Annotated in this window: 9 protein-coding genes; all 9 read left to right on the forward strand. The window is 39.9% G+C overall.

The annotated features are described in order from the left end of the window. Positions 1-19: 19 nt before the first annotated feature. The 9 genes from rplJ to fusA all read left to right on the forward strand — a co-directional run bounded on the left by rplJ (position 20) and on the right by fusA (position 12,988). The gene (gene rplJ, locus MKX78_RS00645; RefSeq protein WP_095371235.1) at positions 20-520 is read left to right on the forward strand and encodes a 50S ribosomal protein L10; all 501 of its coding nucleotides are present in this window, start codon (positions 20-22) and stop codon (positions 518-520) included. Positions 521-572: 52 nt separating this feature from the next. Further along, the gene (gene rplL / locus MKX78_RS00650; RefSeq protein ID WP_095371234.1) at positions 573-938 is read left to right on the forward strand and encodes a 50S ribosomal protein L7/L12; all 366 of its coding nucleotides are present in this window, start codon (positions 573-575) and stop codon (positions 936-938) included. Between the two features lie 178 nt (positions 939-1,116). Then, positions 1,117-1,719, forward strand: a complete 603-nt coding sequence (locus MKX78_RS00655) for a class I SAM-dependent methyltransferase (RefSeq protein ID WP_095371233.1) — start codon at positions 1,117-1,119, stop codon at positions 1,717-1,719. Between the two features lie 420 nt (positions 1,720-2,139). Then, the gene (rpoB, locus tag MKX78_RS00660) at positions 2,140-5,703 is read left to right on the forward strand and encodes a DNA-directed RNA polymerase subunit beta (RefSeq protein ID WP_095371232.1); all 3,564 of its coding nucleotides are present in this window, start codon (positions 2,140-2,142) and stop codon (positions 5,701-5,703) included. 120 nt (positions 5,704-5,823) lie between these two features. Beyond that, positions 5,824-9,420 (forward strand): DNA-directed RNA polymerase subunit beta', encoded by a 3,597-nt coding sequence (gene rpoC, locus MKX78_RS00665; protein WP_307317037.1) that lies wholly within the window; start codon positions 5,824-5,826, stop codon positions 9,418-9,420. Between the two features lie 144 nt (positions 9,421-9,564). Further along, positions 9,565-9,813 carry a 50S ribosomal protein L7ae-like protein gene (locus MKX78_RS00670; protein WP_095371230.1) on the forward strand — a complete coding sequence of 83 codons (249 nt, stop codon included), beginning with the start codon at positions 9,565-9,567 and terminating at the stop codon, positions 9,811-9,813. Between the two features lie 104 nt (positions 9,814-9,917). Next, a complete protein-coding gene (gene rpsL / locus MKX78_RS00675) occupies positions 9,918-10,340 on the forward strand; it encodes a 30S ribosomal protein S12 (protein ID WP_095371229.1) in 423 nt (140 codons plus the stop codon). A gap of 44 nt (positions 10,341-10,384) precedes the next feature. Then, a complete protein-coding gene (rpsG, locus tag MKX78_RS00680; RefSeq protein ID WP_095371228.1) occupies positions 10,385-10,855 on the forward strand; it encodes a 30S ribosomal protein S7 in 471 nt (156 codons plus the stop codon). 54 nt (positions 10,856-10,909) lie between these two features. Further along, the gene (gene fusA / locus MKX78_RS00685; RefSeq protein WP_341049334.1) at positions 10,910-12,988 is read left to right on the forward strand and encodes an elongation factor G; all 2,079 of its coding nucleotides are present in this window, start codon (positions 10,910-10,912) and stop codon (positions 12,986-12,988) included. The last annotated feature ends 59 nt before the right edge of the window (positions 12,989-13,047 follow it).

Genomic DNA, 13,047 nt, shown 5'->3' on the forward strand with positions numbered 1-13,047 from the left:
TTCAATAGGAGGTGTAAAGATGAGCAGCATTATCGAACAAAAGAAACAAATCGTAGAAGAAATTGCAGACAAATTCAAATCAGCTCAAACAGCAGTTGTTGTTGATTACCGCGGATTAACTGTTGCAGAAGTAACAGAACTTCGTAAACAACTACGTGAAGCGAATGTTGAATTCAAAGTTTACAAAAACTCTATGAGTCGTCGTGCAGCAGAAGCTGCTGAACTTGCAGGCTTAAACGAACATCTTACTGGTCCTAATGCAATTGCATTCAGTACAGAGGATGTTGTCGCACCAGCGAAAATTTTAAACGAGTTTGCTAAAAAGCATGAAGCTCTTGAAATTAAAGCGGGTGTAATTGAAGGTAATATCGCTTCACAAGAAGAAGTGAAAGCTCTTGCTGAACTTCCATCTCGCGAAGGTTTACTTTCTATGCTACTCAGCGTACTTCAAGCTCCAGTTCGCAACCTTGCTCTTGCAACAAAAGCTGTTGCAGATCAAAAAGAAGAACAAGGCGCTTAATTATCGGTTTTAACCAATATAATCTAACAAAAATTAAGGAGGAAATTATATCATGACTAAAGAACAAATCATTGAAGCAGTTAAAAGTATGACTGTTTTAGAACTTAACGATCTAGTAAAAGCAATTGAAGAAGAATTCGGAGTAACTGCTGCAGCTCCTGTAGCTGTTGCTGGTGGCGCTGCTGGTGGAGACGCTGCTGCTGAGAAAACAGAATTTGACGTAATTCTTAATTCTGCTGGCGATCAAAAAATTAAAGTTATCAAAGTTGTTCGTGAAATCACAGGTCTTGGCCTTAAAGAAGCGAAAGAAGTTGTTGATAACACTCCTAAAGCTATTAAAGAAGGCGCTTCTAAAGAAGAAGCTGAAGAAATCAAAGCTAAACTTGAAGAAGTTGGAGCTGGCGTAGAAGTTAAGTAATATAGTTTGTTTAAAAGCCCGCTTGTATGAGCGGGCTTTTTTAATATCAGTTATGTGGACTGTTTAGGTAAGTGAATTTAAGGAGAACGTTACAGCAACTAACGAAGCGTTTGCTTAATTTTACCCTCTACCAAAAAAATCCTCGCACATGCAGCTCTAATATCTGGAGGTGACCACTATGTCAGACCATTATTATTCTAAAACGCCTAATGTCGAAAGTAATCCACGTGTTTGGAGTTACAAACTAAGAGACAAAACATTTCAATTTAAAACCGATCATGGTGTATTTTCAAAAAGTGAAGTTGACTTTGGATCAAGGTTATTAATAGAGACGTTTATCCCTCCTGAAATATCTGGTGATGTATTAGATGTTGGTTGTGGGTACGGCCCAATTGGTTTATCAATGGCGTCGATTATGCAAGATCGTCAAGTCGTCATGCTCGACGTGAACGAAAGAGCGCTTGAGCTGGCACAAACGAACGGCGAGCTAAATGGTATCAACAATATCACTGTAAAAGAAAGTGACAAGTTGGCAGTTGTTAAAGACCAACAATTTGCAGCTATTTTAACGAATCCACCAATAAGAGCTGGGAAACAAACTGTTCATAGTATTTTTGAAGAGAGTTTTGAATGTTTATTGCCTGGTGGAGAACTATGGGTAGTCATTCAAAAGAAGCAAGGTGCACCATCTGCAATTGAAAAGCTCTCGGAATTATTTGCTGAAGTAGATACTGTTGTGAAGAAAAAAGGCTATTTTATATTAAGAGCAAAAAAAGATTGACTTGACATTTTCGCTATGTTAGTATTGTAAAATGCCAACATAATATACTACCAATAGGGATAAAAATTTATGCGTTATTGTATAAATTTATCCAGATGTGGGAAGTAATGAAAAGAATAGTCTAATGATGGAATTGTGGTTTTTGCTTGAAAAACCCTTTTTCTTTTTGTCTGATTGAGTTTATGTTTACGGAGGAAACTCGTGTTTTGGGGCTTCCGACGCTCTAGTTTTGGCAAAAATAGAGCGAAATGTGACTCGAGTTTAAGATATGTCAAGCTACCTGGATAATATTTCTCATGTAAAGAGTTTATCTCACTTGTGGGCTGGAATCCACAGGTAAAAAGATAGATTCTATTATTTACATGTGAGATTCACAGGTTGCTTTTCAAATAATAACGCTTGATTTGAGGGGTGAATCAGTTGACAGGTCAACTAGTTCAGTATGGACGACACCGCCAACGTAGAAGTTACGCACGAATCAGTGAAGTTTTAGAATTACCAAATCTAATCGAAATCCAAACCTCTTCTTATCAATGGTTTCTTGATGAGGGTTTAAGAGAGATGTTTCACGACATTTCTCCGATTGAAGACTTTACTGGTAATTTATCGCTTGAATTTATTGATTACAGCCTTGGCGATCCAAAATATTCGGTTGAGGAATCGAAGGAACGAGATGTTACATATTCTGCACCTTTGCGTGTGAAAGTGCGTCTTGTGAACAAAGAAACAGGCGAAGTCAAAGATCAGGATGTCTTTATGGGTGACTTCCCGCTTATGACAGAAACAGGAACATTTGTAATTAATGGCGCAGAACGTGTCATTGTTTCGCAATTGGTGCGTTCTCCGAGCGTATACTTTAGCGGAAAACTCGATAAAAACGGGAAAAAAGGCTTTACTGCCACTGTTATCCCGAACCGCGGCGCTTGGCTTGAGTATGAAACTGATGCCAAAGATGTCGTATACGTTAGAATAGATCGTACGAGGAAACTACCCGTTACGGTTCTTTTGCGTGCACTAGGGTTCGGATCTGATCAAGAAATCATCGAATTAATTGGTGACAATGAATATATCCGTAATACGCTTGAAAAGGATAACACAGAAGGTACGGACAAAGCATTGCTCGAAATCTATGAGCGTCTTCGTCCTGGTGAACCACCGACTGTTGAGAATGCAAAAAGCTTACTTGTATCAAGATTCTTTGATCCAAAACGCTATGATTTAGCAAATGTTGGACGTTACAAGATTAATAAAAAGCTTCATATAAAAAATAGATTATTTGGCCAAAGATTAGCTGAGAATTTGGTTGATCCTGAAACAGGGGAAATCATTGCTGAAAAAGGTGTTGTACTTGATCGTAGAACGCTTGATCGAATTCTTCCTTATCTTGAGAAGAATGTTGGCTTTAAGAAAGTGGACCTTGTCGGTGGCGTTATAGATGAAGAAGTCGATGTTCAATCGATTAAAATTTATGCACCGAATGAAGATGGCGAGAAAGTCATCAATGTAATCGGTAATGCGTATGTAGAAGAAGCTGTGAAGAATATTTCACCGGCTGATATTATTGCTTCTATTAGCTATTTCTTTGATTTATTACATGGTGTCGGCGATACAGATGATATTGACCACCTTGGTAATAGAAGATTACGTTCTGTTGGTGAGCTATTGCAAAACCAATTCCGTATCGGTTTATCAAGAATGGAGCGTGTAGTTCGTGAGAGAATGTCCATTCAAGACACGAACACAATTACGCCACAACAATTAATCAACATTCGTCCTGTTATTGCATCTATTAAAGAATTCTTTGGTAGCTCTCAATTGTCTCAGTTCATGGACCAAACAAATCCATTAGCTGAGTTAACACATAAGCGACGTCTGTCAGCCTTAGGACCTGGTGGATTAACACGTGAGCGTGCAGGCTTTGAAGTGCGTGACGTTCACTATTCCCACTATGGTCGTATGTGTCCAATTGAAACGCCAGAGGGACCGAATATCGGATTAATTAACTCTTTATCATCCTTTGCGAAAGTGAATCGTTTCGGATTTATTGAAACACCTTATCGTCGTATTGATCACGAAACAGGTACAGTATCTTCAAGAATCGATTACTTAACAGCTGATGAGGAAGATAATTATGTTGTAGCCCAAGCGAACGCAAGACTAGGTGAAGATGGTTCATTTGTTGACGAGGAAGTTGTTGCTCGTTTTAGAGGGGAAAATACTGTTGTTAAACGTGACCGTGTTGATTACATGGATGTATCACCTAAGCAGGTTGTATCTGCTGCGACTGCATGTATCCCGTTCTTAGAGAATGATGACTCTAACCGTGCCTTAATGGGTGCCAACATGCAACGACAAGCTGTGCCTCTTATGCAGCCTGAAGCACCACGCGTTGGAACAGGAATGGAATATGTTTCTGGTAAAGATTCTGGTGCTGCGGTGATTTGTAAGCACGAAGGTATTGTTGAGCATGTTGAAGCGAAAGAAGTTTGGGTAAGACGTGTGAAAGAAGTAGATGGCCAAGAAGTAAAAGGCGATCTTGATAAATATAGAATGCTTAAGTTCATTCGTTCCAACCAAGGTACTTGTTACAACCAAAGACCAATTGTTGCAGTTGGTAACCGTGTAACGAAAGGTGAAATCCTTGCTGACGGACCATCAATGGAACTTGGTGAACTTGCGCTTGGACGTAATGTTCTCGTTGCTTTCATGACATGGGACGGTTATAACTACGAGGATGCGATCATCATGAGTGAGCGCCTTGTAAAAGATGATGTATACACTTCGATTCATATTGAAGAGTATGAGTCAGAGTCTCGTGATACGAAGCTTGGACCTGAAGAAATTACTCGTGACATCCCGAATGTAGGGGAAGATGCCCTACGTAATTTAGATGAGCGCGGTATTATTCGCACAGGTGCTGAAGTGAAAGATGGGGACTTGTTAGTTGGTAAAGTAACGCCTAAAGGTGTAACAGAACTAACTGCAGAGGAAAGACTACTTCATGCTATCTTCGGTGAAAAAGCACGTGAAGTACGTGATACATCCTTGCGTGTACCACATGGTGGAGGCGGTATCGTACTAGATGTCAAAGTCTTCAACCGTGAAGATGGCGATGAACTACCTCCAGGTGTAAACCAACTTGTACGTGTTTATATTGTTCAGAAGCGTAAGATTTCTGAAGGGGACAAAATGGCCGGCCGACATGGTAACAAAGGGGTTATCTCTCGTATTCTACCGGAAGAAGATATGCCGTATTTACCAGATGGCACACCGGTTGATATCATGTTGAACCCATTAGGAGTACCTTCTCGTATGAACATCGGTCAGGTACTTGAACTACACCTTGGAATGGCGGCAAGATCACTAGGCATTCATGTTGCTTCACCAGTATTTGATGGTGCAAACGAGGAAGATGTTTGGGAAACAATCGAAGAAGCTGGTATGGCTCGTGATGCGAAAACAGTTCTTTATGATGGACGTTCAGGAGAGCCGTTTGATAACCGTGTATCTGTTGGTGTCATGTATATGATCAAACTAGCACACATGGTTGATGATAAACTTCACGCTCGTTCTACTGGACCTTACTCACTTGTTACGCAACAACCGCTTGGTGGTAAAGCACAATTCGGTGGACAGCGTTTTGGTGAGATGGAGGTTTGGGCACTTGAAGCCTATGGTGCTGCTTATACACTTCAAGAGATCTTAACAGTTAAATCGGATGATGTCGTTGGACGTGTGAAAACATATGAATCCATCGTTAAGGGTGAAAATGTACCGGAACCTGGTGTCCCTGAATCATTCAAAGTATTAATTAAAGAACTTCAAAGCTTAGGTATGGATGTAAAAATCCTTTCAGGCGATGAAAAAGAGATAGAAATGCGTGATACGGATGATGATGAGGATATGCAACAGGCTGAATCCTTAACAATCGCTCCAGATACGCAAGAAACAGAAGTAGCAGAAACAGTAGCAACAAAAGAATAAATTTGAACAAGGAGGGCGATCACTGCCCTCCATTCGAGCTAAGTGGAATAGATGACTGGGACCCAAACTTATTGATAAGTTAATGGGAAAAACCTGTAGATCGAAAGGGAGGTAGGCCCCTTGCTAGATGTTAATAATTTCGAGTATATGAAAATAGGTCTCGCTTCACCAGATAAAATCCGCTCATGGTCTCATGGTGAAGTAAAGAAACCTGAAACAATCAATTATCGTACATTAAAACCTGAAAAAGATGGTTTGTTTTGTGAACGTATTTTCGGTCCAACAAAGGACTGGGAGTGTCATTGCGGTAAATACAAACGCGTTCGTTATAAAGGTGTTGTTTGTGATCGTTGTGGTGTTGAAGTTACACGTGCTAAAGTTCGTCGTGAAAGAATGGGGCATATTGAGCTAGCAGCGCCAGTATCACATATTTGGTACTTTAAAGGTATTCCAAGCCGTATGGGTCTTGTTCTTGATATGTCTCCTCGTGCATTGGAAGAAGTAATTTATTTTGCATCTTATGTTGTAACCGAATCCGGAGATACAGCATTAGAGAAAAAACAATTGCTCTCTGAAAAAGAATACCGTGCTTACCGTGAAAAATACGGTAATAAGTTCCAAGCGTCTATGGGTGCGGAATCAATTAGAAAGTTACTTTCAGATATTGACCTTGATAAAGAAGTAGATTCTTTAAAAGAAGAATTAAAAACTGCACAAGGGCAACGCCGTACACGTGCAATTAAACGATTAGAAGTGCTTGAAGCATTCCGTGGTTCAGGAAATGAACCGAGCTGGATGATTCTTGATGTGCTACCAGTTATTCCTCCAGAGCTTCGTCCAATGGTTCAACTAGACGGTGGTCGTTTTGCTACATCAGATTTGAATGACCTTTATCGCCGTGTAATTAACCGTAATAACCGTTTGAAACGTTTATTAGACCTTGGTGCTCCAAGCATCATCGTTCAAAATGAAAAGCGTATGCTTCAAGAAGCTGTTGACGCTTTAATTGATAACGGTCGTCGTGGACGTCCTGTTACAGGTCCTGGTAATAGACCACTTAAATCACTATCTCATATGTTAAAAGGTAAACAAGGACGTTTCCGTCAAAACTTGCTCGGTAAACGTGTTGACTACTCTGGGCGTTCTGTAATTGTCGTTGGTCCAAACTTGAAAATGTATCAATGTGGACTACCTAAAGAAATGGCATTGGAGTTATTTAAACCATTTGTCATGAAAGAGTTAGTTGAAAAGGGCCTAGCACATAACATTAAATCAGCTAAACGTAAAATCGAAAAAGTTCACCCTGAAGTTTGGGATGTACTTGAGAGTGTCATTAAGGAGCATCCGGTATTATTAAACCGTGCCCCTACACTTCATAGATTAGGGATTCAAGCATTTGAACCTACGTTGGTTGAAGGACGTGCCATTCGCCTGCATCCACTTGTTTGTACAGCATATAATGCTGACTTTGATGGTGACCAAATGGCGGTTCACGTACCTTTATCAGCAGAAGCGCAAGCTGAAGCTAGATTGCTTATGTTGGCAGCACAAAACATCCTGAATCCTAAGGATGGTAAACCAGTTGTTACGCCTTCACAAGATATGGTGTTAGGTAACTATTACTTAACTTTAGAAAGAGAAAATGCTGTTGGTGAAGGAATGGTCTTTAACGACACAAGCGAGGCGTTACTTGCTTACCAAAACGGATATGTTCACTTGCACACAAGAGTAGCTGTCCATGCTGGTTCGTTAAAAAATGAAACATTCACTGAAGAACAAAACAAGCAACTATTAATGACAACAGTTGGTAAATTGGTATTCAATGAAATTTTACCGAAAACATTCCCGTATATTAACGAACCAACAAAAGAGAATCTTGAAATTGAAACACCGAAGAAATACTTTATTGATAAAGCTATTGATATTCCTGAAGCGATTCGTACAATGCCGATTGTCGATCCGTTTAAGAAGAAAATTCTTGGAAATATCATTGCTGAAGTATTTAAACGCTTCAAGATTACTGAAACATCAAAAATGCTAGACCGCATGAAGAATTTAGGTTTCAAATATTCAACTAAGGCTGGTATTACCGTTGGTGTGGCAGACATCGTTGTATTAGGTGAAAAAGAAGAAATTCTTCATGAAGCTCAAAATAAAGTTGATAATGTATTAAAACAATTTAGACGTGGTCTTATTACTGAAGAGGAACGTTATGACAGAGTTATCTCTATCTGGAGTGCGGCGAAAGATAATATCCAATCGAAACTAATGAAATCATTGGATAAATCCAACCCAATCTTCATGATGAGTGATTCAGGTGCCCGTGGTAACGCATCTAACTTTACGCAGTTAGCTGGTATGCGTGGTCTAATGGCCAACCCGGCTGGTCGTATTATTGAATTACCGATTAAATCAAGTTTCCGTGAAGGATTAACTGTATTAGAGTACTTTATCTCTACTCACGGTGCGCGTAAAGGTCTTGCTGATACAGCCCTTAAAACAGCTGACTCTGGTTACCTTACTCGTCGTCTTGTTGATGTTGCACAGGACGTAATTGTACGTGAAGATGATTGCGGTACAGATCGTGGCTTATTGATTTCTTCCTTGAAGGAAGGAACAGAAGTGATCGAAAGCTTAGAGGAACGTTTAATCGGTCGTCATGTAAGAAAAGCGATTAGACATCCGGAAACAAATGAAATCATTGCACGTGAAAATGAATTGATTACTGAAGATTTATCTGCAGAAATCATCGCTGCAGGCGTTGAAGAAGCATGGATTCGCTCTGCGTTCACATGTAATACTCGCCACGGTGTATGTAAAAAATGTTACGGACGTAACTTGGCTACTGGTCAAGAAGTTGAAGTCGGTGAAGCAGTTGGTATTATTGCCGCTCAATCAATTGGTGAACCTGGTACACAGTTAACGATGCGTACATTCCATACTGGTGGGGTTGCAGGAGACGATATTACACAAGGTCTTCCTCGTATCCAAGAGATTTTTGAAGCACGTAACCCTAAAGGTCAAGCGGTTATTTCAGAAATCAAAGGTACAGTGGTTGGCATTAATGAAGGTCGCGATCGTCAACATGAAATCGTTATTCAAGGTGAAGTTGAATCACGCACTTATACTGCACCTTATACTGCACGCTTAAAAGTAGCAATTAACGATGAAGTGGAACGCGGTCAAGAGCTAACAGAAGGTTCTATCGATCCGAAAGAATTAATTAAGGTGAGAGATGTTACAGCTGTTCAAGAATACTTGCTACGAGAAGTACAAAAAGTTTATCGTATGCAAGGGGTTGAAATCGGTGATAAACACGTCGAAGTAATGGTACGTCAAATGCTTCGTAAAGTACGTGTTATCGATGCAGCTGAGACAGATGTACTTCCAGGCACATTGCTTGATATCCATCAATTTACTGATGCGAATAGAAAAGCACTTATGGAAGGTAAAATGCCAGCTACTGGACGTCCGGTATTACTTGGTATTACAAAAGCATCTCTTGAAACTGATTCCTTCTTATCCGCTGCTTCATTCCAAGAAACAACTAGAGTTCTTACAGATGCAGCGATTAAAGGAAAACGCGATGAGTTACTCGGCTTGAAAGAAAATGTTATCATTGGTAAACTTGTTCCAGCTGGTACAGGTATGCAACGTTATCGTCAAGCAGAGCCTTATACAAAAGAGGCAGTTGAAGAAACAATCACGGTTGAATAATGATAGAAGAAAGGGTGTCGTTCTTTTTAAGAATGGCACCGACCTTCTATATTAAAAAAATATGAATGATTGTTGACATCATTTTCAATTGGTGGTAATATAGCAAAGGTGCTCCTATTACTGGATACTTTGGAGGATGAATTAATGTCTTATGAAAAAGTATTGCAGGCGAAAGAAATTATAGTAGGAACTAAACAAACAGTGAAAGCTCTTAAATCTGGAATTGTATCTGAAGTAGTCATCGCTAGCGATACAAATTTTCAAGTCAAATCTATGATAGAAGAAGCTGCTAAAGATCATAACGTTCCAATCACATATGTTGATTCGATGAAAAAGCTTGGTAAAGCATGTGGGATAGATGTAGGTGCTGCAGCTGTTGCATTAACTATTTAAAAACTGTTTTTGTAGATAGAAATCTGCAAGGACTTTGTTTTTGCCTTTAAATGAACCACCTGGATGTGTGGGCTTACATGAAAAGATGAAGGGAGGAAAAATACATGCCTACTATTAATCAATTAGTACGCAAGCCTCGTAAAACAAAGGAAGAGAAATCAACTTCTCCTGCGTTGAACAAAGGTTATAACAGCTTCAAAAAAGTACAAACGAACATATCTTCACCACAAAAACGCGGTGTATGTACTCGTGTTGGTACAATGACTCCAAAAAAACCAAACTCAGCGTTGCGTAAATATGCACGTGTACGTTTAACTAACGGAATCGAAGTGAATGCTTATATTCCTGGTATTGGTCATAACCTACAAGAGCACAGTGTGGTACTTATCCGTGGCGGTCGTGTAAAAGACTTACCGGGTGTACGTTACCATATCGTTCGTGGTGCACTTGATACTGCTGGTGTTAACAACCGTATGCAAGGTCGTTCTAAATACGGTGCTAAACGTCCTAAAGCAGCTAAGAAATAATTCACAAATAAAAATAACCCTTTCTTGAAAGGAGGAAAAATTACATGCCACGTAAAGGTCCTGTAGCAAAAAGAGACGTATTGCCTGATCCGATTTACAACTCAAAGCTTGTTAGCCGTCTAATCAATAAAATGATGGTAGATGGTAAGAGAGGTAAATCTCAAGCAATTCTATATAATGCATTTGATATCATTAGTGAGCGTACTGGCAAAGAGCCAATGGAAGTATTCGATCAAGCGCTTAAAAACATCATGCCTGTACTTGAAGTAAGAGCACGCCGTGTTGGTGGAGCTAACTACCAAGTACCAGTTGAGGTGCGTCCTGATCGCCGTACAACTCTTGGTCTTCGTTGGTTAGTAAACTACGCTCGCCTTCGCGGTGAGAAAACAATGGAAGAGCGTCTTGCAAACGAAATTCTTGATGCAGCTAACAACACTGGTGCATCAGTGAAGAAACGTGAAGACACTCATAAAATGGCTGAAGCAAACAAAGCATTTGCTCACTATCGCTGGTAAGATTCACTTTTATATTATAAAAACAATTCCCATACTAGGAAGGAGAAAGACACAATGGCAAGAGAGTTCTCCTTAGATAATACGCGTAATATTGGTATCATGGCTCATATTGATGCTGGTAAAACAACAACAACTGAGCGTGTTCTTTATTACACTGGTCGTATCCATAAAATTGGTGAAACACATGAAGGTGCTTCACAAATGGACTGGATGGAGCAAGAGCAAGAACGTGGTATTACAATCACTTCTGCCGCTACTACAGCTCAATGGAAAGGCCACCGTGTTAATATCATTGACACGCCAGGACACGTAGACTTCACAGTTGAAGTTGAACGTTCTTTGCGTGTACTTGATGGAGCAGTTGCTGTACTAGATGCTCAATCTGGTGTTGAACCACAGACTGAGACTGTATGGCGTCAAGCGACAACTTACGGCGTACCACGTGTGGTATTCGTAAACAAAATGGATAAAATCGGTGCAGACTTCTTGTACTCTTTAGGTACACTTCATGATCGTCTGCAAGCAAATGCAGCAGCTATCCAATTACCAATTGGTGCTGAAGACGAATTCGAAGGTATCATTGACCTTATCGAAATGAAAGCTACTTTCTACGGTAACGATCTTGGTACTGACATCGAAACTCGTGAAATTCCTGAAGAATATATGGATCAAGCCCAAGAGTATCGTGAAAAATTAATCGAAGCTCTTGCTGAACTTGATGAAGAATTAATGGAGAAATATCTTGGTGGAGAAGAAATCTCTAATGAAGAGATTAAAGCTGCAATCCGTCAAGGTACAGTAAACGTTGAATTCTATCCAGTTATTTGTGGATCTGCATTCAAAAACAAAGGTGTTCAAAAAATGCTTGATGCAGTAATCGACTATCTTCCATCTCCATTGGATGTACATGCCATTAAAGGTATTAATCCAGACACAGAAGAAGAAGTTACTCGTCCATCAAGTGATGAAGAGCCTTTCTCTGCATTAGCATTTAAAGTTATGACTGACCCTTATGTTGGTAAATTAACTTTCTTCCGCGTTTACTCTGGTACGTTAGATTCAGGTTCTTATGTTAAGAACTCTACAAAAGATAAACGTGAACGTGTAGGTCGTATCCTACAAATGCATGCAAACTCTCGTGAAGAGATCTCTACAGTTTATGCAGGGGATATTGCTGCTGCTGTTGGTTTGAAAGATACTTCTACTGGAGATACACTATGTGATGAAAAGAGTCTTGTAATTCTTGAATCTATGGAGTTCCCAGAGCCAGTTATCTCTCTTTCTATCGAACCGAAGTCTAAAGCAGACCAAGATAAGATGACTACAGCACTTCAAAAACTTCAAGAAGAAGATCCAACATTCCGCGCGCATACTGACCAAGAAACTGGTCAAGTAATCATCGCTGGTATGGGTGAGCTTCACCTTGATATCCTTGTAGACCGTATGAAACGTGAATTTAAAGTAGAAGCAAATGTTGGTGCACCACAAGTTGCTTATCGTGAAACTTTCCGTGCATCTGCAAACATCGAAGGTAAATTCGCGCGTCAATCCGGTGGTCGTGGTCAATTTGGTCACGTTTGGATTGAGTTCTCTCCAAATGAAGAAGGTGCAGGATTTGAATTCGTAAACGGCATCGTTGGTGGTGTTGTTCCACGTGAATATATCCCTGCAGTACAATCTGGTCTTGAAGATGCTATGGAGCGTGGTGTATTAGCCGGCTATCCAATGGTTGATATTAAAGCTAGATTATTTGATGGATCTTACCATGATGTTGACTCATCTGAAATGGCGTTTAAAATTGCCGCTTCTATGGCACTGAAAAACGCTGCTTCAAAATGTAACCCAGTTATCCTTGAACCGGTAATGAAAGTTGAAGTAGTTATTCCGGAAGAGTATATGGGAGACATTATGGGTGATGTTACTTCTCGTCGTGGACGTGTAGAAGGTATGGAAGCTCGCGGTAACGCGCAAGTTGTTCGTGCAATGGTTCCACTTTCTGAAATGTTTGGTTATGCTACTTCATTGCGTTCTAATACGCAAGGTCGCGGTACATTCTCAATGCACTTTGATCATTATGAAGAAGTTCCAAAATCAATTTCTGAAGAAATCATCAAAAAAAATAAAGGTGAATAATTGATTTTACCTTTTTAATCAAGTATAACTATCATTGTAAGTAACCTGACATTGGAAGG

The organism is Cytobacillus sp. FSL R5-0569 (genome assembly GCF_038007265.1).
GTDB lineage: Bacteria > Bacillota > Bacilli > Bacillales > Cytobacillaceae > Cytobacillus > Cytobacillus kochii.